This window comes from Roseateles sp. GW821-FHT09G09 (assembly GCF_059415965.1).
The window spans coordinates 78506-99326 of record NZ_JBWKOG010000010.1 but is presented as its reverse complement, the minus strand read 5'-3'; the positions used below and the strand labels follow the sequence as shown (position 1 = coordinate 99326).

At 69.4% G+C, this 20821-nt stretch carries 21 protein-coding genes; 9 read left to right on the top strand and 12 right to left on the bottom strand.

The window, feature by feature from the left end; genetic code table 11:
* The first annotated feature begins 1 nt into the window (after position 1).
* The 4 genes from AC07O8_RS23850 to AC07O8_RS23835 all read left to right on the top strand — a co-directional run bounded on the left by AC07O8_RS23850 (position 2) and on the right by AC07O8_RS23835 (position 4843).
* Positions 2–1324: an ABC transporter permease gene (locus tag AC07O8_RS23850; protein ID WP_495050419.1), complete on the top strand. Its 1323-nt coding sequence runs from the start codon at positions 2–4 to the stop codon at positions 1322–1324.
* 97 nt (positions 1325–1421) lie between these two features.
* Positions 1422–1949: a DUF3299 domain-containing protein gene (locus AC07O8_RS23845; protein ID WP_495050418.1), complete on the top strand. Its 528-nt coding sequence runs from the start codon at positions 1422–1424 to the stop codon at positions 1947–1949.
* Positions 1950–1964: 15 nt separating this feature from the next.
* Entirely contained in the window at positions 1965–2483 is a 519-nt protein-coding gene (locus AC07O8_RS23840; RefSeq protein ID WP_495050417.1) for a hypothetical protein, read from the top strand.
* 155 nt (positions 2484–2638) lie between these two features.
* Positions 2639–4843 (top strand): TonB-dependent receptor, encoded by a 2205-nt coding sequence (locus tag AC07O8_RS23835; protein WP_495050416.1) that lies wholly within the window; start codon positions 2639–2641, stop codon positions 4841–4843.
* An 84-nt stretch (positions 4844–4927) separates the two neighbouring features.
* On the opposite strand, the gene pdxH is transcribed toward AC07O8_RS23835, so the two are convergent.
* Positions 4928–5563 (bottom strand): pyridoxamine 5'-phosphate oxidase, encoded by a 636-nt coding sequence (gene pdxH / locus AC07O8_RS23830; RefSeq protein ID WP_495050415.1) that lies wholly within the window; start codon positions 5561–5563, stop codon positions 4928–4930.
* A gap of 152 nt (positions 5564–5715) precedes the next feature.
* On the opposite strand from pdxH, the gene AC07O8_RS23825 reads away from it, so the two are divergent.
* A complete protein-coding gene (locus tag AC07O8_RS23825; RefSeq protein ID WP_495050414.1) occupies positions 5716–6360 on the top strand; it encodes a nucleotidyltransferase family protein in 645 nt (214 codons plus the stop codon).
* Positions 6361–6411: 51 nt separating this feature from the next.
* Here AC07O8_RS23825 and AC07O8_RS23820 read toward each other — a convergent pair whose 3' ends face one another.
* Positions 6412–7035, bottom strand: coding sequence for a gamma-glutamylcyclotransferase (locus tag AC07O8_RS23820; RefSeq protein ID WP_495050413.1), 624 nt, complete (start codon positions 7033–7035; stop codon positions 6412–6414).
* Positions 7036–7346: 311 nt separating this feature from the next.
* On the opposite strand from AC07O8_RS23820, the gene edd reads away from it, so the two are divergent.
* Both edd and AC07O8_RS23810 read left to right on the top strand, forming a co-directional pair.
* Positions 7347–9167, top strand: a complete 1821-nt coding sequence (gene edd / locus AC07O8_RS23815; RefSeq protein WP_495050412.1) for a phosphogluconate dehydratase — start codon at positions 7347–7349, stop codon at positions 9165–9167.
* Positions 9168–9211: 44 nt separating this feature from the next.
* Positions 9212–9847, top strand: coding sequence for a bifunctional 4-hydroxy-2-oxoglutarate aldolase/2-dehydro-3-deoxy-phosphogluconate aldolase (locus AC07O8_RS23810; protein WP_495050411.1), 636 nt, complete (start codon positions 9212–9214; stop codon positions 9845–9847).
* 25 nt (positions 9848–9872) lie between these two features.
* On the opposite strand, the gene AC07O8_RS23805 is transcribed toward AC07O8_RS23810, so the two are convergent.
* A complete protein-coding gene (locus AC07O8_RS23805) occupies positions 9873–10439 on the bottom strand; it encodes a PaaI family thioesterase (protein ID WP_495050410.1) in 567 nt (188 codons plus the stop codon).
* A 133-nt stretch (positions 10440–10572) separates the two neighbouring features.
* Between AC07O8_RS23805 and AC07O8_RS23800 the strand changes: the two genes are divergently transcribed.
* On the top strand, positions 10573–11064 hold the full coding sequence (locus AC07O8_RS23800; protein ID WP_495050409.1) for a MarR family winged helix-turn-helix transcriptional regulator: 492 nt from the start codon (positions 10573–10575) through the stop codon (positions 11062–11064).
* Positions 11065–11106: 42 nt separating this feature from the next.
* Here the strand turns inward: AC07O8_RS23800 and AC07O8_RS23795 are convergent, their stop codons facing one another.
* Positions 11107–11871 (bottom strand): exodeoxyribonuclease III, encoded by a 765-nt coding sequence (locus AC07O8_RS23795; RefSeq protein WP_495050408.1) that lies wholly within the window; start codon positions 11869–11871, stop codon positions 11107–11109.
* The gene (locus AC07O8_RS23790; RefSeq protein WP_495050407.1) at positions 11868–12182 is read right to left on the bottom strand and encodes a hypothetical protein; all 315 of its coding nucleotides are present in this window, start codon (positions 12180–12182) and stop codon (positions 11868–11870) included. Before AC07O8_RS23790 ends, AC07O8_RS23795 begins: the two co-directional genes overlap by 4 nt.
* Between AC07O8_RS23790 and AC07O8_RS23785 the strand changes: the two genes are divergently transcribed.
* Complete coding sequence (locus AC07O8_RS23785; protein ID WP_495050406.1) at positions 12181–12957, top strand: spherulation-specific family 4 protein; 777 nt, start codon at positions 12181–12183, stop codon at positions 12955–12957. The genes AC07O8_RS23790 and AC07O8_RS23785 overlap by 2 nt on opposite strands.
* 70 nt (positions 12958–13027) lie before the next feature.
* Here AC07O8_RS23785 and rbp read toward each other — a convergent pair whose 3' ends face one another.
* The 7 genes from rbp to AC07O8_RS23750 all read right to left on the bottom strand — a co-directional run bounded on the left by rbp (position 13028) and on the right by AC07O8_RS23750 (position 20703).
* Entirely contained in the window at positions 13028–13387 is a 360-nt protein-coding gene (gene rbp, locus AC07O8_RS23780; RefSeq protein WP_495050405.1) for an RNA-binding regulator, read from the bottom strand.
* A 188-nt stretch (positions 13388–13575) separates the two neighbouring features.
* Positions 13576–14718, bottom strand: coding sequence for an aromatic ring-hydroxylating oxygenase subunit alpha (locus AC07O8_RS23775; RefSeq protein ID WP_495050404.1), 1143 nt, complete (start codon positions 14716–14718; stop codon positions 13576–13578).
* Positions 14715–15440: a (2Fe-2S)-binding protein gene (locus AC07O8_RS23770; protein WP_495050403.1), complete on the bottom strand. Its 726-nt coding sequence runs from the start codon at positions 15438–15440 to the stop codon at positions 14715–14717. The genes AC07O8_RS23775 and AC07O8_RS23770 overlap by 4 nt, the downstream gene beginning before the upstream one ends.
* A gap of 32 nt (positions 15441–15472) precedes the next feature.
* Positions 15473–17446: an IucA/IucC family protein gene (locus tag AC07O8_RS23765; protein ID WP_495050402.1), complete on the bottom strand. Its 1974-nt coding sequence runs from the start codon at positions 17444–17446 to the stop codon at positions 15473–15475.
* Positions 17443–18060, bottom strand: coding sequence for a GNAT family N-acetyltransferase (locus AC07O8_RS23760; protein ID WP_495050401.1), 618 nt, complete (start codon positions 18058–18060; stop codon positions 17443–17445). Before AC07O8_RS23760 ends, AC07O8_RS23765 begins: the two co-directional genes overlap by 4 nt.
* A complete protein-coding gene (locus AC07O8_RS23755; protein ID WP_495050400.1) occupies positions 18044–19282 on the bottom strand; it encodes an MFS transporter in 1239 nt (412 codons plus the stop codon). Before AC07O8_RS23755 ends, AC07O8_RS23760 begins: the two co-directional genes overlap by 17 nt.
* Complete coding sequence (locus AC07O8_RS23750; RefSeq protein WP_495050399.1) at positions 19273–20703, bottom strand: lysine N(6)-hydroxylase/L-ornithine N(5)-oxygenase family protein; 1431 nt, start codon at positions 20701–20703, stop codon at positions 19273–19275. Before AC07O8_RS23750 ends, AC07O8_RS23755 begins: the two co-directional genes overlap by 10 nt.
* Positions 20704–20821 lie beyond the last annotated feature (118 nt).

Genomic DNA, 20821 nt, shown 5'->3' with positions numbered 1-20821 from the left:
GTTGAATCTCCCGCGCCTCGCGTGGCGCTACCTCTGGGCGCGTCCGATGCTGACGGCGTTGAACCTGATGCTGCTGAGCCTCGGCCTGGCAGCCATCGGCTTCGTCGTCCTGGTCAGCGAGCAGATGGAGCACGGGCTGAGGCGCGACCTGGGCGGCATCGACCTGGTCGTCGGCGCGAAGGGCAGTCCGATGCAGATTCTGCTGGCGGGCGTGTTCCACCTGGACCAGTCGACCGGCAACATCCCGCTGCGCACCGTGTCGCAGCTGCGCGCGCAGCCGCTGGTCGCGCAGGCGGTGCCGATCTCGCTCGGCGACAGCTTCCAGGGCTTCCGCATCGTCGGCACGACGGCCGACTATCTGACGCTGTACCCACTGCCGTTGGCGCGGGGCCAGTCGTGGCGGGCGCCGATGCAGGCGGTGCTCGGCGCGGAAGTGGCCAGACGATCCGGCCTGAAGCCGGGCGACCGCTTTCACGGCACGCACGGCCTCGCGTCCGGCGGCGACGAGCACGACGCGGCCTACGAGGTCACCGGCGTGCTGGCGCCGACAGGGGGCGTCGTCGATCGGCTCGTGCTGACGGACCTGGCTTCCGTCTGGGAAGCGCACGCGGCGCATGGACACGGACAAGCCACGCATCAGGACGAGGCCACACATCAGGACGAGGCCACGCATCGGGAAGAGCCCGTGCATCGGGAAGAGCTCGTGCATCGGGAAGAGCTCGTGCATCGGGAAGAGCTCGTGCATCGGGAAGAGACTGCGCATCATGACGAGACCTCGCTCGAGGTCAGCATGGTGCTGGTCCGCTACCGCAGCCCGCTGGCCGCGGTGATGCTGCCGCGCTGGGTGAATGCCCAGCCGGGCCTGCAGGCCTCGGTGCCGGCGCTGGAGACGGCGCGGCTGCTGAGCATGGTCGGCGTGGGCGTCGACGTGCTGCGCGGCTTCGGCGGCGTGCTGCTGCTGGCGGCGGCCCTGTCCGTGCTGGTGGCGCTGCTGCACGCGGTGCGCGAGCGCCAGGGCGATCTCGCGATGCTGCGGATGCTAGGCGCCACGCCGCAACGCGTCGCCGCGCTGATCGCGATGGAGGCGCTGATGCTGGCGGGCCTGGCGACCTTGCTGGCGCTCGGTCTGGCTCACGCCCTGACCGCGGGCCTTGGCGTGGTGCTGGCGCAGCAGCAGTCCGTGCGGATCTCCGGCGCCTGGGTCTCCGGCTGGGAAGCGCTGGTGCCGGCGCTGGCGCTCGGCCTGGCCTTGATCGCCGCGGCTTGGCCGGCATGGCGCGGCTATCGCCTCGACGTCACCGAGCTGCTTCAGACGCCGCGTTGAACGCGGCTCGCCCGGACCTTGCGCCGGGCGGTCATCGAGCCGGTGCACAATCATGAGCTTCACGCGGCCCTGAGGCCGCATTCACGCGCCACCCTCGATGACCCCTCGCTTCACTTTTGCTGCAATGCAGGCCCGCCGGGCTGCGGTCGCGCTCGTGACGATCGTCATGGCGGGCGCCGCCGTCGCGCAGGGCGCGCCGGTCGCCATGGGCTCCGGCCCCGGTTATCACGACCCCCGCAGTCCCTTCAAGCCGCTGCAGGAGGTCGAAGGCGTCGTCAGCTGGAAGCTGCTGTCCTCCGTCACCGTGAAGGCGGACAAGAGCAAGGTCCTCCCGAGCTTCCCGTCCGGCGTGCTGGCGCTGAACCAGCGCACGGTGAAGGTCCAGGGATTCATGATGCCGCTGGAGCCGGGCGACAAGCAGAGCCACTTCCTGCTGTCGTCGGTGCCCACGAGCTGCTCGTTCTGCGTGCCGGCCGGCCCTGAAGGACTGGTCGAAGTCCGCAGCAAGACCCCGGTGCGCTACACGCTGGACGTCGTGACCGTGGAGGGCCAGATGGCCGTCCTCAACGACGATCCTTACGGCATGTTCTATCGCGTGACGGACGCCGTCCGCGCGACACGCTGACACCGACCGGTCCCCATGTCGCGCCCGACCTCCATCGCCTTGACCCGCCAGCAGCGCTGGTGGATCTGGCTGTGCGTGGCCGCGGTGATGGGTTTCCAGGCGCTTGGTCTGGTGCACCGGACGCTGCACGGATCGCCCGCCACCTCGTCGCGGCTGGCATTCACGGTCGCGGCGTTCGCCGCGGCGGCTGAAGCGACCGTCGACGCCAAGGAAGCCACCGCCACTGTCGCGTCCGACGTCGGTGTCGGCGACGGCAACGGCGACGGCAATGGCAATGGCAATGGCGACGGCAACGGCACCGCCATGGCCGCCGCGATGACGACGGACGAAGGCGGCACGCCGCGCTTCGGCCACGCGGCCGGCACGCCGGACTGCCAACTCCTCGACCAGCTCAGCCACGTGCTGGGCCCCATCGTCCAGGCCTCCGCCTGGGCCGCGCTGCCGCCGGACATCCCCACCGGCATCGACCAGCCGCATGACGCCATGCTCGCGCAGCAATGGCGCAAAGGCGCCCGCGGGCCGCCGAGAGCCTGACACCTCCCTCGATTCCGCCCTCGCTCAGGCGCGCCCGTCGGCGCGACCGGGCCGTTCGCGCATGCCGTCGGCATCGCCGCGTGACGGCCTGCGAGGGCACTTCCAGAATTTGATGGCGCCACGGCGTTCCGCCGCCGGTGCTCGAGAGTGTTTCCATGGCCTTCCCGTCCACTTCGATCCGTTCGTCGGCGTCTTCGCGCGCCCCTTTCCAACCCACGCTGCTGGCCATCGCGCTGAGCGTCGCCGCCGGCGGCGCCTGGGCGCAGCAGGCCTCGGCCGCGCCCACCCCCGTGCCTGCAAATGCATCGGCACCCTCATCGGCACCCGCATCGGCACCCTCATCGGCGCCCCCAGCCCCGGGCGCCGCATCGATCTCGGCCGCCACCGGCACCGCGTCCGGCGCGGCGGACCGCCCTCACAAGCACAAGCTCGACGTGGTCGTCGTGACCGGCAATCCGCTGAGCCAGAAGGAACTCGCCGCGCCGGTGCAGGTGCTGAGCGGCGACGCGCTGACCCTCAAGCGCGGCGCCAGCCTGGGCGAGACGCTCGACGGCATGGCCGGCGTGGGCTCGACCTACTTCGGGCCGAACAGCAACCGGCCGACGATGCGCGGTCTCGACGGTGACCGCGTGCGCATGCTCAGCAACTCCGGCGCTTCCGTCGACGCGTCCAGCCTGAGCTTCGACCACGCGCTGCCGGTCGATCCCTTGGTGCTGACCCGTGTCGAGGTGCTGCGCGGCGCGGCCGCGTTGCAGTACGGCGGCAACGCGATCGGCGGCGTCGTCAACGCGATCGACAACCGCATCCCGCGCCTGGCCCAGCCTGGGCTGAACGGCGCGGCGGAACTGCGCCTGGGCGGCGCGTCGAATGAACGCGGCGGCGCGGTCGTGCTCGACGGCGGCACGACCGGCTTCGCCTGGCACGTGGACGCGGCCGACCGACGCGCGGATGACCAGCGCGTGCCGCGCTTCCAGAGCGAGGACGGCTCGTCCACCCGCGTCCGCAACTCCGACAGCCATGGCCGCAGCGGCGCGGTGGGTGGTTCGCTGCTGTTCTCGCAGGGCTACGCCGGCGTGTCGGTCGAGGACTATCACAACGACTACGGCGTCACCGTCGAGCCCGACGTGCGCATCGAGATGCAGCGCCAGCGCCTGGCCACCGCCGGCGAATGGCGCGATCCGCTGCCCGGCCTGGCGCGCGTGACCTGGCAGTTCGCGAGCAGCCGCTACAAGCACCAGGAGGTGGAGGGCAGCGGCGAGGTCGGCACCGTCTTCTCGTCCGACGGCAAGGACGGCCGCATCGAGGCGACGCACTCGGCCTTCCAGGGCGACTGGGGAACGATGCAGGGGGTGCTCGGCTGGCAATGGGAGCTCAGCGATTTCTCCGCGTTGGGCGAGGAGGCGCTGGTGCCCGGCACGAAGACGCGCAACAACGCGCTGTTCCTGATCGAGCAGTTCCGCTCGGGTCCGTGGAGCCTGCAGGCCGGTGCCCGGGCTGAGCGCGTCGACATCGGCTCGACCGGCGGGGACGAGGAACGCTTCGGCGATCCGGTGACGCGGCGCTTCAGCCCGAAGAGCTTCTCGCTGAGCGGCGCCTACGAGCTGGGCAACGGCTTCAGCCTGTCGAGCAACCTGAGCAGCAGCCAGCGCGCGCCGACCTTCTACGAGTTGTTCGCCAACGGCGTGCATGTGGCGTCGGGCGCCTACGAGGTGGGCGACATCAACCTGGGCCTCGAGCGCGCGAAGGCGGTCGACCTGGGGCTGCACTGGAAGCAGGGCGACGCGAAGTGGAGCGTGCAGGTCTACCAGACGCGCTTCTCCAACTACATCGCGCTGGACGCGAGCGGCCGCAGCCTCGAAGAGGTCGGCGAGGACGGCGAGATCGCCTCGGTGCCCGAGTACCTCTACCGCGGCGTACGCGCCCGGATGCACGGCGTGGAACTGGAAGGCAAGCAGCCGCTGTCCAGGCTCGCGGGATGGGACCTGGCGCTGGGCACGACGATCGACCTGGTGCGCGGCACCAACCGCGACACCAACGAGCCGCTGCCGCGCCTGGCGCCGGTGCGAGGCAGCCTCTCGATCCAGGCGGAGCGCGGTCCGTGGCTGGTCCAGGCGGAACTGCGCGGCGCGCTGCGCCAGGACCGCGTGCCGGCGCTGGACACGCCGACGGCCGGCTACGGCATCCTGCGTCTGAACATCGCGCGCCACTTCGACATCGGCAACCTGGACGCGATGTGGTACGTCAAGCTGGACAACCTGGCCAACAAGCTGGCCTACAACGCCGGCAGCGTGCAGACCATCCGCGAACTCACGCCGCTGCCGGGCCGCAGCCTCTTCGCAGGGCTGCAGGTCAAGTTCTGAGCACCCAACTCTTACCCCCTCTCCCGCTTGCGGGAGAGGGAAGGGGTGAGGGCCAGCGGCGGTGGAAGTGCTGCAGTCTCTGGCTCAGGGCGCGAGCCGCTCGCGGAGCCACTCGTGGCCTTCGCGGCGATACACCAGCCGGTCATGCAGCCGCGACTTGCGTCCCTGCCAGAACTCCCAGCGCTCGGGCACGAGCCGGTACCCGCCCCAGTGCGGCGGCCTTCTCGGACTGAGCCCGTGCTGCGCGGCAGCCTTGGCCGCGTTGGCCACCAGCACCGCGCGCGAGGAGATCACCTCGCTCTGCGGCGAGGCCCACGCGCCCAGCCGCGAGTCCAGCGGCCGCGATGCGAAGTAGGCATCGGACTGCGCCGCGTCGACCTGTTCGACGGCGCCTTCGATGCGGACCACGCGTTCCAGCTCGACCCAGTGGAACTGCAGGGCGGCGAACGGATGCAGCGCCAGCTCGCGGCCCTTGCGGCTGTCATAGTTGGTGTACCAGACGAGGCCGCGGTCCTCGATGTCCTTGATCAGCACGATGCGGGTGGACGGACGTCCCTCCGGACCGACGGTCGCCAGGGTCATCGCATTGGGTTCGGGCACCTGGGCGTCCAGCGCCTGCTGGAACCATTCGCGGAACTGCCGCAGCGGCTCGGCCGCGGACTGCTGTTCATCGAGCTCGGCGCGCTCGTAGCTCTTTCGAAGGTCGGAGAGTTTGTCCATCTTCCGGAGTATCGGGCGAATCCTTAAGTAAAGCTCCCACCCTGGAAACTCCGGGTGGGAGCGCTTTCGTGCCGCAGGCATGCTTGGTCCCGTCGAGCCGCGCCGCAGAGCGGGGCCCAGGGGGATCGGGACCAAACCAGAAGGAAGTTCGCATGAATCAGCGACGACCCGCCGTCGTCGTGCTCGCGGCAGGGCGCGGCCAGCGCTTTCGCGGCGAGGGCCACAAGCTGGAACAGGTCGTGAACGGAGAGACCGTGCTGGCGCTGACCTTGCGCCAGACCATGGCGTCCGGCCTGCCGATGCTGGTGGTGACCTCGACCGTGTTGGCGCCTCTGGTCCGACGCCATGTGGCCTCGCGCGACATGCTGGTGCTGCCCGACCAGGACCGCCTCGGGCGCCCCGCGCCGCTGGGCATGGGGCATTCGATCGCGGCCGGGGTGGCCGCGACCGGGGATGCGCCGGGCTGGCTGATCCTGCCGGCCGACATGCCGATGGTGCGGTCGACCACATTGGCCGCGGTCGCGCAGGCCATCGAGCACGACCCGATCGCGTATGCGCAGCACCGCGGACGTCGCGGGCACCCGGTGGGATTCAACGCGGAGCTGTTCTCGGAGCTCACCGGCCTGCAGGGCGACGAGGGCGCGCGCCGTCTGCTGGCGCGTTACCCGGCGCAGGCAGTCGACGTGGACGATCCGGGCGTGCTCATCGACGTGGACACCGTCGAGGACCTGCAACGCCTGGCCGTCGATCCGCTGAAGCCCCGCCCCAGCGGCGAAGGCATGCGGTCGCTGGGCTGAGCCTGCCTCGTTCTCCGTCGGCGCCGTCGAGCCCGGGCGTTCAGGCGCCGTTCAAAGCCCGTGCGACCGGGCCAGCGCCAGCTGGCGCTCCAGCGCGCGGTCGTGGATGCCGTGCTCGCGCAGGCAGGTCACTGCGCGTTGCAGGTAGTCGAGCGTCGTGCCGTACCGGCCGCGCGCGTGCCGCAGGATGTGCAGCAGCCGGTCGTCGGCGATGTCGCCCACCCAGCCCGGACTGCGTCGCGACAGCGTGAACGCCAGCGCCTTGCGCGTGCCCAGACCGTCGGCGCAGTGGCAGTCCAACCACCGCGGCACGTAGGTGCCGACCACCATCTCGCGCAGCCACAAGCGCCGCAATGTCGCCTCGCTGTCCTTGGGCTCGACCCGGTACATCAAACCCCGGCAACTGCCGCCCGACAACAGCGTCATCACGAGCCCAGGCTGCTCGCTGCTGCCACGGTTCACGAGCGATCGCAGGCGCAGCGCCCGGTGGTAGCCCTGGACCCTGGCCAACAAGGTCTGCGCAGGGTCGAAACCAGGGTTCCACATCAGGGAGCCATAAGCGAACATCATCAGGCCGTGCTCACGGTCCCAGGTCCGCTCCGCCACCTCCAGCAACTGCTGGCTGTGGGCAGGCAGGTCTTCCAATCTGGCTTCGGCGAGGGGGTCGGCGATCATGGGAGGGATGCTGCCATAGCAGGACCGCCTACCTGCAACGATCGGTGCGTTGGTCGCGAGGGCATGGGGCCCGGCCGGCAAGCGTCCAAACCCCATGCCCTCCCGCCCCCGACCACTGGCTTCCTGCAGCGGTTTTGCTACCGAGGACTTCGACGAAGAACGTGGGAACGTGGCGTGCCGCGTGTGTGGCTCCCGGGAGGTTTCTGTAACCAGCTTGTACCCGGGAAAGGACCGTTGAGGAGCCGTTGGACCTCCCGGGCGTGTAATATGGTTACCAATCCAACCCTGGCCGAGTTACATCGGCAGTCGGCATGAACAAGACCATTCTGGAGGTCACCGCGCGGATCAAGGCGCGCAGCGCCGCGTCGCGCGAGCGCTATCTGGACCTGATCGAGCGCATGGCGGGTCGGCAGCGCGGCGTGCAACGCCTGGGCTGCGCGAACGTGGCGCACGCGGTGGCCGCGATGCCTGCCAACGACAAGCTCCGCATCGTGGCCGAGAAGGCGCCGCATCTGGGCATCGTCACGGCCTACAACGACATGCTGTCGGCGCACCAGCCGTACGAGGGCTATCCGGCCCTCATCCGCGACGAGGTCCATCGCCTGGGCGCGACGGCGCAGGTCGCCGGCGGCGTGCCGGCGATGTGCGACGGCGTCACGCAGGGCACGCCGGGCATGGAGCTCAGCCTGTTCTCGCGCGACACGATCGCGATGGGCACGGCGGTGGCGCTGTCGCACGACGTGTTCGACGCGGCGCTGCTGCTGGGCATCTGCGACAAGATCGTGCCGGGCCTGCTGATCGGCGCGCTGCACTTCGGGCATCTGCCCTGCGTGTTCGTGCCGGCGGGTCCGATGAGCTCGGGGCTCTCCAACAACGACAAGGCCAAGGTGCGCGAGCTCTACGCGCAGGGCAAGGTGGGTCGCGACGAGCTGCTGCAGGCCGAGTCGCAGGCCTATCACGGCGCGGGCACCTGCACCTTCTACGGCACGGCCAACAGCAACCAGATGCTGCTGGAGGCGATGGGCCTGCATGTGCCGGGCGCGGCCTTCGTGCATCCGCACGACGGCCTGCGCGAGGCGCTGACCCGCGAGGCGGTGCGTCAGGTGCTGAAGATCATTCCGCAGCGCGACTACACGCCGATCGGCCGTGTGGTCGATGAGCGCAGCATCGTCAACGCGATGGCCGCGCTGCTGGCCACGGGCGGCTCGACCAACCACTTGATCCACTGGGTCGCGGTGGCGCGTTCGGCGGGCATCCTGATCGACTGGAGCGACTTCTCCGAGCTGTCGAGCGTCGTGCCGCTGCTGTCGCGCGTGTACCCGAACGGCAGCGCCGACGTGAACCAGTTCCAGGCCGCCGGCGGTCCCGGCTTCGTGATCAAGGAACTGGTGGGCGCCGGGTTGATGCACGGCGACGTGCTGACCTCGGTGTCGGGCCAGAACCTGAGCGCCTTCGGACGCCTGCCGCATCGCGCGGACGATGGCACCGTCACCTGGACCGACCTGCCGGCGAAGAGCGGGGACGACACGGTCGTGCGCACGGCCGCGGCGCCGTTCTCGCCGACCGGCGGGCTGAAGCTGCTGGCGGGCAATCTGGGCCGGGCGGTGATCAAGGTGTCCGCGGTGCCGGAGGACCGGCACACGGTCGAGGCGCCGGCGCGCATCTTCGACAGCCAGGAAGCGATGCAGGCCGCGTTCAAGGCCGGTGAACTGGAGCGCGACGTGGTGGTGGTGGTCCGCTTCCAGGGGCCGCAGGCCAACGGCATGCCGGAGCTGCACAAGCTGACGCCGCCGCTGGCGGTGCTGCAGGGCAAGGGCTTCAAGGTGGCGCTGGTGACGGACGGCCGCATGAGCGGCGCGTCCGGCAAGGTGCCGGCCGCCATCCACGTGAGTCCCGAGGCCTTGGCCGGCGGTCCGCTGGCCCGGTTGCGCGACGGCGACCTGGTGCGGGTCTGCGCCAACAGCGGCGAACTGTCGGCGCTGGTCCCGGCCGCCGAATGGGAGCGCCGCGAACTGGCGACGATCACCGCCGACTCGGTCATCGAGAACGGCGCCGGTCTGGGCCGCGAACTGTTCGCGGGCATGCGGCGCAACGTGACGACGGCGGAGGAGGGCGCGATCAGCTGGCTCTGAGGCCGAGCGGAACGCCCACGGATTTCGACTACAAGGACATTCACATGACTGCCATCAAGGACACCCTCAGCCTGGCTGAACACGGACCGGTGATTCCGGTCATCGTCATCGACCGCGTCGAGGACGCGGTGCCGCTGGCGCGCGCCTTGGTGGCGGGCGGCGTGAAGGTGCTGGAGGTGACGCTGCGCACGCCGGTGGCGCTGGAAGCGATCGCCGCGATCGCGCGCGAGGTGCCCGAGGCGCTGGTCGGCGCCGGCACGCTGCGCACGTCGGCCGATGCCATCGCGGCCAAGAAGGCCGGCGCGAGCTTCGCCGTCAGCCCCGGCTTCACGATGGACGTGGCGGGCGCCTGCTCGGCGCATTTCCTGCCGTTGCTGCCGGGCGTGTCGACGGCCAGCGAAGTGATGATGGCCAGCGACGCCGGTTTTCGTTTCCTCAAGCTGTTCCCGGCCACGGCGGTCGGCGGCACGAGCCTGCTGAAGGCCCTGGCCGGGCCATTCCCTGACGTGGCCTTCTGCCCGACGGGCGGCATCACCGTGCAGACCGCGCCGGACTTCCTGGCACTGTCGAACGTGAAGGTCTGCGGCGGCTCGTGGCTGACGCCGGCGGACGCGGTGAAGGCGGGCGACTGGGCCCGCATCACGCAACTGGCCAAGGAAGCCAGCGCGCTGCGCCGCTGACCGGTCGCTTCACCGCTTCATCGCTTCACCGCTTCGGCGGGTCGAACACCAGGCAGGTGGTGCTGGCGTGCGCATACAACTTCCCGTCGTGGCCGACCAGATCGGCCTCGGCGGTGGCCATCTGGCGGCCGACATGCCGCACGCGGCCGATGGCGCGCACGACCGGCACCCGCTCGTTGAGGGCGCGCACGAGATTGATCTTCAGCTCGAGCGTCGTGTAGCCGCGGCCGGGGTCCAGCGTCGTGTGCACCGCGCAGCCCAGCGCCGAATCGAGCAGCGTCGCGTACCAGCCGCCGTGCACCGTGCCCATCGGGTTGTAGTGCCGGAACTTCGGCGTGCCTTGAAAGATCACTTCGCCCTTGGCGGCGCGCAGCAGCGTGAAGTCCAGCGTCTGCGCGATCGGTGGCGGCGGGAGCTTGCCGTCGAGCATCGCCAGCATCTGCTCCAGGCCCGTCATGCCGGCGATCTCCGCCATCGTGGCCACGCCGTGTTCCGGACGGAACTTCGCGCGGACCTCCCGCTCTTCCGCCTGCCATTGGGCCAGCGCTTCATCGTGTGACGCGGTGGGCGAGGGGGTCAGTGCTGCGCTCATCATGGAATCCTGCGGAAGTGGGTTGGGGTGGACGTCGGAGTAGAAGTCGGGGTCAAAGCTTGTGGCTGCAATGGTTGCAGCTACAATATTCCGCTGTCAAGCCTCCCGGCGACACCTTGGGAGATCCCTCCAGATGAGCGCTTCCGTCTCTTCCTCCAGGACAACGCCCGCGTTGGCGCAGGCGGAGCCGATCTCGCCCAAGGGCTGTACCAACTTCAAGCTGCGTCAGGTGACGCGGCTGGTGTCCAACCACTGCGAGGCGCAGTTCGTCGAGTCCGGCCTGACGACCACGCAGTACGCGCTGCTGTCGCACATCGTTGTGCTGGGGCCGATCCAGCCGAGCGAGCTCGCGCGGCGCATGGACATCGATCTCTCGACGCTGTCGCGCAACGTGCAGCCGCTGCAGACGCTGGGGCTGGTGGAGACGCTGCCCGGCGCGGACGCGCGCAGCCGCCAGCTGCAGGCGACGGCCGAAGGGCACGCACGGCGCAAGCAGATGAAGGCGACGTGGAAGCGCGCGCAGCTCTCGCTCAACGAGCGCCTGGGCGACGAGCGCGTGCAGCGCCTGCACGCGTTGCTCGACGAATGCGCCGCGTTGATGCGCGGCGAGGTCGAGCCGGTCTGACGGGATCGTCGCGGAGCGGACCGCTCCGCTCCGCCAGCGGGCTCAGTCGATCGTGACGATCACCGGCGCGTGGTCGCTGGGCTTGGGCAGCTTGCGCATGGCCCGGTCGATCGTGCAGGCGGTGACCCGCGACTTCAATGCCGCGCTCACCAGGATGTGGTCGATGCGCAGGCCCTTGTTCTTCTGGAAGCCCAGCATCCGGTAGTCCCACCAGCTGTAGCTCTTGGGCGGCTGCTCGAACATGCGGTAGGCGTCGGTGAGCCCGAGGTCGAGCAGCGCCTGGAAGTGCGCGCGCTCCTGCGGCGAGGTGTGCGTCTGGCCGACGAAGGCGGCCGGGTCATAACAGTCGCGGTCTTCGGGGGCGATGTTGAAGTCGCCCATCAGCACGAGCTTCTCGTGCTGCTGCAACTCGGTGGCGAGCCAGGCGCGCAGGCCGTCCAGCCACGCCATCTTGTAGACGAACTTGTCGCTGTCCAGCGCCTGACCGTTCGGGAAGTAGGCGCCGATCACGCGCACGTCGCCGACCGTTCCTGCGATCAGCCGCGCCTGCTCGTCGGCATAGCCGGTGATGTTCTTGACCACGTCCTTGGCCGGCGTCCGGCTCAGCAGGGCGACGCCGTTGTAGGTCTTCTGACCGAACCACTGCACCTGATAACCGGCCTCGCCGATCTCCAGCGTCGGGAACTTGTCGTCGGTGAGCTTGGTCTCCTGCAGCACGAGCGCGTCGACCGGATTGGCGGCCAGCCAGTCGAGCAGCTGGGGCAGGCGCACGGCCAGGGAGTTGACGTTCCAGGTGGCGAATTTCATGACTTCTCTAAGCGATTGCGCAACGTGCCATCGTATCCAACTGGATCGCCTCTGGTCGATTGGCCACCGCGGGCCGCGGCGTTCATCGCAACGATCCCTCCGTTGCGCAAGGATGTTCGCAACGAGCGAACATGGGCCTGTCCGCCTTTCACGATCGCTACCGAAAGTCCCTGGCGCATGATGAAACCAATCCACTCTTCAACGCGGGGCTCGGTCAGATCCTTGACCACCGCGATGGCCTTGACTGCCGCGCTCGCGGCACTCGCCACGCTCAGTCCGGCCTGTGAGGCCGCGCCCTCCAACTTCGGCATGCTGGCCTTGTGGGACCAGTCGCCCCGCAGCTACGAGGGGCGGGTGCCGCCGGGCAGCCTGGTCGTCATCGGCCCGGTGGAGGGCGTGCAGCGTCTCGATGCGACGCAGCAGGCCAATTGGAAAGCGGTCATCCGGACCATCCGGTCGCAGGGCGGCAGAGTGCTCGGCTACATCGCCATGGGGCACGGCGGCGTGACGCAGGACCAGCAGGCCCGCTTTGCCGCCGTGCCGCTGGAAATCGCTGCCTATCGGGATGTCCTGGACGGGGTGGACGGCTTCTTCTTCGATCAGGCGGGACCCGATCCGATGATTGCCGGCAAGCCCGGCGATTGCGAGACCGCGAATACCCGCTGGGAAGGGGTGCGTGCACATCTGTCAGCGCTCAATGCCGGGGGCACCTTGGTCTGGAATGCAGGCGCCTCCGGTCCCAACCAGTGCTTCCTGCGATCGGCCCGCGCGGGCGAGCATGTCGTGAGCTTCGACGGCCCGGCCGGCGATGAGCGCTGGGGGACCCCCGACGCGCAGGCACGAGACCTCGCCGACTCGCTCCGGGTCAACACCTGGGCGCTCATCCATTCAGCCACGCCGGCTCAGATGCAGGACGCGCTGAAGCGGACCCGCGCGCACTACGTCTATGTCACGGATGGGGCACGCACGCTGGCGTGGGGCGGACCGGTCTGGAACTACCCGCCCCGCTACTGGGGAACGGACGCCGACCCGCGGTCGGAGCGCGGATGTCTGCGGCGCGTGCAGGCCGGCGCGGCCTGCGATTGAGCGGACAGGCACGTCCGGACGAAAAAAAACCGACTCGGACGAGTCGGTTCTTTTTCTGACGCTGCCGGGATCAGTAGCGTCCGCCGCCGAAACCGCCGTTGCCGTAGCCGACATCCGAGCGCTTGGTCGAGCGGAATTCGCCCGAACCGCTGTTGCGGCTGCCGCCGCCCTCGTTGCCGCCTTCGCGCGGACGGGCCAGCGTGACGACGATGGAGCGTCCGTCCACCGACATGCCGTTCAGCGCGGTGATGGCCGCCTGGGCTTCTTCGGCCGAGGCCATTTCCACGAAGCCGAAGCCCTTGGAGTTGCCGGTGTCGCGGTCGATCATGACCTTGGCGGACTTGACGCTGCCATGTTCCCCGAAGTTGCTTCGGAGGCTGGCGTCGGTCACGGAGTAGGGCAGATTCCCAACATAGATCTTGGTGCTCAAGGAGAGCCTTTCTGAGTCATGGCGCACCGTCAGGAGTCTGAGGCGCCCCATAGGCGCGCACGGCGCGGAAGATGCGTGGACGGTATCTGGCGTGAGCAGATGGTCGGTACGCGAACGGCTGCAGTCTGGCGGCTTTGCCAGTCAGCCATGAGGGGGACCCCGATTCTACGCGATGCGCGCGGTGACGGCTAACCGCCCATCGTCAGCCGGTACCACTCATGGAAATGCCGCATCCCATCCTCCATCGGCGATTGATAGGGGCCGGCGTCCGTGGTGCCTCGTCGGCACAGCGCCCGGCGCCCCGCGTCCATGCGTTCGGCGATCTCGTCGTCTTCGACGACGGTCTCGTTGTAGGCCGCTTGATGCGCCTCGACGAACTCGCGCTCGAACGCGACGATGTCCTCGGGGTAGTAGAACTCGGTGACGTTGAGCGTCTCCTGCGGGCCGCGCGGGTGCAGCGTCGAGCGCACCAGGGCGTGCGGGTAGAGCTCGATCATGTGGGTCGGGTAGTAGGTCACCCAGATGGCGCCGAAGTCCGGCGGCACGCCGCCCCGGTAGGCGAGCAGGCGTTCATGCCAGGCGCGGTAGACCGGCGATCCCGGCGCGTCCAGCCCGCGGTGCACGCCGACGCGCTGCACGCTGAAAGGCGCGGCGAACTCCCAGTCGAGGTCGTCGCAGGTCACGAAGCTGCCGAGGCCGGGATGGAAGGGACCCACGTGGTAGTCCTCCAGATAGACCTCGATGAAGGTCTTCCAGTTGTAGCGGCAGGTGTGGGTCTCGATGCGGTCCAGCACGTAGTCCGAGAAGTCGAACTCCGGGCGCTTGAACAGGCCGGCCAGATCGCGCAGGGGGTCGCGCGGGCCCTCGAAGAAGGCCCCGTGGCATTCCTTCAGCGGATAACGCGGCAGATGGGCGCAGGGCTGCGGCGAGAAGTGCGGCGCGCCCACGAGTTCGCCGGCATCGGTGTAGGTCCACCGATGCAGCGGGCAGACGATGTGGCCGCCCGAGGCCGCCGGCAGGCGGCCGTGCGAGGTGCCGGCCGTCACCGCGCCCGGATCGCCGCCGAGGATCAAGGCCTGGCGGTGGCGGCACACGTTCGACAGCAGCTTCACGCCGTCGCGTCCGTGCACCAGGACGCGGGCGTTGTCCTCGTGCTGGAGGGTGCGCCAGTCGCCGGGCTCCGGCACCCATTGGCGATGCCCGACATAACGGGGCGCCTGGCGCTCGAACATCGCCATCTCACGTTGGAAGAGGTCGTCGTCGAAGTAGGCTTGCACCGGCAACTGCGGCTGCGTGGACAGCAGGTGGGCGCGTCGGACGATGTCGTTCATGCGAAGTTCCGGAGATCTTGGGCGCCCAGCCGCCGCAGCCGTTCGGCGCGCGGCAGGCGCGGGCAGGTGTTGCACATGTCGCCGCCGGCGCGCCTGTCGTCGAGGCAGCACACGCCGCGGTCCAGCGCCAGGCACGAGGCGCCGGGGGCCGTGTCGACAACCAGGTAGCCGCTGTCGTCGGACGCGCCGAGGTGCGTGAGCCACTCGGCGCCGATGTCGGACAGCTCGTCGTCCGTGCGCCTCGCGAGCGCCTGCACCCTCAGCAGTGCCGCGAGCACGCAGTCGGCGAGCTGTCGCCGCGCCGCCTTGGGATGCAGCGGCAGGGCGGCTTGCACCGCGCCGAGCAGCGTCGCCGACAGCGCCCGCAGTTGCGCGGCTGCCAAGGCACGACCTGACCCCGGCGTCGTCGTCGCGAAGCTCGACGTGGGAACGGCAAAGCCGGTCACGTCCGCCTCGTCGACGTCCACGTCCCAGCCGAGACCGGCCAGCGGCAGCACGCCGCCCGCCAGCTCGACGGAGAACACGCTGGCATAGGTCGGCTGCCAGACCAGCCGCGACCAGGCGCGCAGCGCCCAGTACGCGCGGCCCGCCTGGGGATCGCGCGCCCGCAGCGCGGCGACGAGACGTGCGGCGGCCGTGTCGGCGGGCAGGGCCGTCGCGCCGTCCGGCCCCGCCGGGGTGTCGACGTCAATGCGGCACCGCCCCTGCAGCGACGGCACCACGGTGCGCGCCCGCGCGAAGAACGCGGCGAGGGTCAGGATGCGACCTCGGCCGGTGTCGCCGACGGCGCCGCCGATGCGGATGCCGACGCCGACGCTGATGCCGACGCTGATGCCGACGCCGACGCCGTTCCTGGCTTCGCCGCGACGGACCCGGCCGGCGCGAACGGCGCCAGCGGGTTGTCCAGCGTGCCGACGATCTTCAGGTTGGCCGCCGGGTCGGACAGGTTGATCATCTGCGTGTTGTTGCCCATCTGCAGCCGGTTCAGGCAGGACTGCCGGAACGTCGGCGCGAAGAGGTCGTAGCGGGCGTACTTGTCGCGGTGCTGCGGATGCTCGTCCTGGTAGACGCGGATGTTGTCCGCCACCTCGTGCCAGAAGTCCTGCTCGCTGCACGTGCCGTGCTCGACGAGGATCTGGTTCATGTATCGGAAGAAGCCGTCGAAGATGTCGATGAAGACGGCGAGGGTCTTCAGGTCGTCCGGGAAGTCCATCACCAGCCGGCGGACGTTCTCTGGCAACTGCGCCTCGGTGTTGAAGATCGCGGCCTCCTCGGCGATGTCCTTCATCATCACGCGCACCGGCACGTGGTCCTTCAGGACGAGGATGAGGTTCTCGCCGTGCGGCATGAAGACCAGGTCGTAGGCATAGAAGCAGTGGATCAGCGGCGTGAGGTAGGCCTGGAGGTAGCGCTTCAGCCACGCGCGCGCGCCCAGTCCCGAGGCCTCGATGAGCGCGGGCAGCAGCGCCTCGCCGTCGCGGTCGACGTGCAGCAGGGCGGCCATCGTCATCAACCGCTCCCCCGACTTCAGCAGCGGCAGCGGGTTCTCCCGCCACAGGGCCGAGAACATCTTCTTGTAGGGCGTGTCGGACTCGACGGCGGCTTCGTAGTAGTGGTTGCGGAAGCCCATCGAGGCGACCTCACGCAGCATCGTGAAGCCGTTGGCGCGCAACTCGTCGTCGCGGTCCAGCAGCGCCTTGATCCACTGGTTGATCGCCGGCGTGCCGGACATGTAGTACGGCGAGAGGCCGCGCATGAAGCCCATGTTGAGGATGGACAGCGAAGTCTTCACGTAGCGCTTGTGCCGCGCGCTGACGTTGAACATCGTGCGGATGGACTGCTGCGCGAGGTACTGGTCGTCGCTCAGGCCCAGGAAGACGATGCGCCGCTGCGCGACGTAGGGCGCGAAGGCCACCGAGAGCTTGTTGGCCCATTGCCAGGGATGCGCGGGCACGACGAGGTAGTCGGTCGGGGTCAGGCCTTGCTCGCGCAGCTGGCGGTCGAAGCGGGCCAGCGTCTCGTCGCCGAGTTCCTCGCGCAGCAGCTGCTCGTAGCTGAGATCGGGCACGCAGTGGAAGGCCGCCTGGTCGCGGTGCACGGCCAGCCACACGATCTGGAACGGCGCGGCGGCCTCGGGCGCATAGGCGCGGTAGTCGGCACCGTCGAAACCGAGGCGGCCGTTGTTGGCGACGAAGGCGGGATGACCCTCGGTCATCGAGGTCTCGATCACCTGGAAATCGGTCTCGTGGATCAGCGCGCGGCTGCCGTGCGCGGCGTTGAGCCGCTTGTATGCGCTGCTGTAGAGCGTGCTGCAGATCTCGTCCAGGTAGATCGGCAGTTGCTCGGGCTTGAGGCCCAGCGCCTGCTTGAAATCGGTCATGAAGCGCAGCGCGTCGACCTCGCGGCTGACGCCACCCGCCAGGCACTCGATGGAATCGGCGTCGACGGCCCAGTGACCGAGCGCCATCAGCCGCGCTTCGAAGCGGTAGACGGTGTCGCCGTCGGGCGTGGCCAACGAGTAGCACTGGTGCTGCGGACGCTCCGCGGTCTGCGCGGGATCGGGCCGCGGCTCGACGATCCGCTCGTGCGCGTATTCGGAGAGCGCCTTGCGCACGAGCAGGCGGTTGACCGTGCGCCAGACCTCCGGGTTCAGGTGGTCGACCACGGTGGCGGGCGTAGGCGTCGAGGTTGAGGTCGAAGTCGAAGTCGGGGTGGAATGAGCGGTCATGCCGGGATCTCCTGGAGGTGTTGCAGGGCGGTGCGGTAGTCCGCGCGGGTGCACAGCGCGAGGCTGGCGACCTTCTCGCGCAGCTGGACGTCGCCGCGGTAGACGAAGCCGAAGGTCTTGTTGAGCACGTGGATCCTGTCGTTGTGCGCGTCGGGTTCGACGACGACACGGCTCGCGCCCAGGCCGTCAAACATCAGGTCCATCACGGCCTGGAAGACGCGGCGCGAGAAGCCGCGCACGGGCCGGCGGGCCGGCGCCACGCAGAGGTGCATGCCGAGGTCGCCCGGCAGCACGGCGTAGTGATCGGCCAACTGGTCGAAGCGCGGGTCGTAGGACTCGGCCAGCACCACGGGCTCGCCGGCCAGGGACCCGATGTGCACGTCGCGGAAGCCGCTGGCAAGCTGCGCGGCGTAGAGCTCGCGGACCTCCGCGACGCTGCTGCCCTGCAGGCACCAGAACTTCGCGTGCGGCTGCTGGAACCAGCCGTGGATCATCGGGATGTCGTCCGGGACGGCGAGGCGGCGGAACACGAGGCCGCCGGGCGAGGCGTAGGTCGTCGGCGCGGCAGCAGTGGCCGCAGTAGCGGCGACGGCGGATTCAGGCGACGGGCGCATGGGAAGACTCCTTCGGGTCGGGGGTGATGGCGGGCGCGCGGTCCGCGGGGCGCGCCTTCGGGAAGCTCCACAGCCACAGCGCGGCCGCGAGCAGGAAGGCCGCGCAGGCCACGAGGAACGGCGCCCGCAGCCCGAGCGTCGCCACCAGCGAGCCGGCGGTGAAGGACGCGAGCAGCACACCGCAGTTCTGGAAGATGTTGATGACGCCGTAGTCGCGGCCGAAATCGTCCGGCGTGCTGAGCTGGTAGAGCTGCACGTCGAAGTTGATGACCAGCTGGTACAGCGCCCAGCCGAGCAGCACGCGCCCGATCAGCAGCGTCGCCATGTCGGGCGCGGCCTGCAGCAGCAGCCCTACGGCGCCCAGCATCAGGTTGGCGAGCGTGCGGCGCGTGGGATGCTGCTCCGGCAGCGTCAGCCAGCGGTGGACCAGCAAGGCGCCCACCGCGACGATCTTGGGCACCGCGAAGGCCGCGCCCGCCGCCAGTTCTCCGCCAGCCTCGCTGCCGGCCGCGCTCAGGCTAGACCAGTACAGCGAAAAGAACGGCCGCACCAGCGCCGCGCCGAAGTCGAACAGCAGCATCACCACGGCCAGCTTCAGGATGGCCGTGTGACCGCTCAGGCTGAAGCGTCGCGGTACCGCGCGTTCCTCGGCGTCCTCGGCCAGCACCGGCACCATGCGCCGGCTGCGGATCAGCCAGGTGCACAGGCCCATCTGCACGAGGTCGGCGAGCGCCATCAGCAGCGCGCAGCCGCGCACGCCCCAGTGCTCGATGACCGCACCGCCCGCCACCGCACCGAGGACGACGCCCAGGTGGGCCGTCACCGACAGCAGGCCGATGGCGCCGGCGCGCGTCGCGTCGGTCTCGGTGCGCATCAGGTAGGGGAAGTTGAGCAGGTAGCTGCTCTTGAAGGCGAACATCGCCATCGACAGCACCCAGTAGCTCGCCAGGTCCGGCGCCCAGTAGCTGGCCAGGCACAACGCCGCGGCGATGCCCTGCGTGACCTGCAGGATGTGCAACGTCTCGAAGCGGCGCGCCACGCGCACCCACAGCGGGAAGACGCACATCACCGTGATGGAGATGAAGGCCACGTAGGCGCCGACGTGCCAGGGGCTGCCTTCGCCGTAGCGCTCCGCGAAGAACTGCGGATAGAACGGGATCAGCAGGGCGTCGCTGATGACGGCGAACAGCGTCATCAGGATCAGTCCGTGTCTCAGGCGCATGCTTTGTCCTGCGGGGAGTGCGGGGAGTGCGGGGAATTGGGGGAATGAGGGAAGAGGGCCGCGGACGGCAGCGCCCGGAACAGCGGCGATCGCGGCACGCCGAAGCTCTGCAGCGCGAAGCCGGTCTCGATGGGGTAGTGCTCGCGTCCGGTGAGCTCGCGGATCAGGCAGGAGTTGCGATAGCAGGCCAGGCCCAGCTCGGGGTTGCTCAGCCCGTGGCTGTGCAGGCCGCCGTTCTGCACGTAGACCTCGTGGCCCGCGGTGTCGACCGCGTAATTGCGGGTCGGCTGGTAGCGGCCCTGGCGGTCGAAGCGCAGCCGATGCTCGATGCCGCCCAGGAAGCGCGGCACGCGTTGCCGGTAGCCGGTGGCGAAGATCAGGCCGTCCGTCTGATGCTCGAAAACCTCGCCCGTGTCGGTGCGATGGAACTCCAGCAGGTGCTGACCGCTGGCCTCGTCGAATCGGCAGCGGCGCAGTTCCGATTGGGTGACCAGATGGGCCTGGTGGCTGCGACGCTGCCGCGCGCGCTCGAGCTGGTGGTAGATGTCGTCCATCAGCCGCGCGTTGATGCCCTTGTAGAGGCTGTCCTGCCGGGCCAGCACGGCGGGCTTGCGCTCATCGGGCAGGCCGTAGAAGTAGTCGGTGTAGTCCGGGGAGAACATCTCCAGCGTGAGCCGGGTCGTCTCCATCTGGAAGAAGTAGGGGGAGCGCGTGATCCAGTTGACCGTCGTGCCGCGCTGCGCCGCCTCCTTCAACAGGTCGTGGCAGACCTCGGCGGCGCTCTGGCCGCTGCCGACGATGGTCACGGAGCGCTTGTCCAGCAGTTGCGCCTTGTGCTGCAGGTAGTGGGCCGTGTGCAGGTAGGGATGGGGGCCGTCCTCGCAGCACGCCGGCAGGCTGGGTTGCGCGCCGACGCCCAGCACCAGCTTGCGCGCGGAGAACTCGACGAGCGCGCCGTCCGCGCGGCGGGCATGGACGCGGTAGGGCGCGCCGTTCGTGGCGTGAGCGTCATGGGCGACCGCCACCACCTCGTGCCCGAAGCGCACGTTGGGCAGGCGTTTCGAGGCCCACTGGCAATAGCGGTTGAAAGCCTCGCGGGTGATGTAGTGCGGACCGTTGATGTAGTGCGAGTAGATCTCGCCGCTGTGCTTGCAGTAGTTGAGGTAGCTGTATTCGCTGGTCGGATCGGCCAGGCTGACGAGATCGGCGAGGCAGGGGTTCTGCAGCGTGGTCTCGTCGATCAGCATGCCGGGGTGCCAGTTGAACTCCCGGTGGCTCTCGAGGAAGAGCGCGCGGCACGGCGCCGCCGCATCCGCCAGCGGCGCCATGAGGCACGCGAGGCTGAGATTGAAGGGGCCGAGGCCGATGCCGATGACATCAAGCACCTCGGCGTCGTTGGATCGGGGATCGTTGCCAGGCATCGTGGCCGCCTTCCAGTCGCTGAGAGTGGGGAGCGCGGTTGTCGACCGCGCACTACCTCCCTTTGACGAATGCCGCCGCCGAATATTCAGGAAGAGGACCTGCGATCCGAGGGGGTAC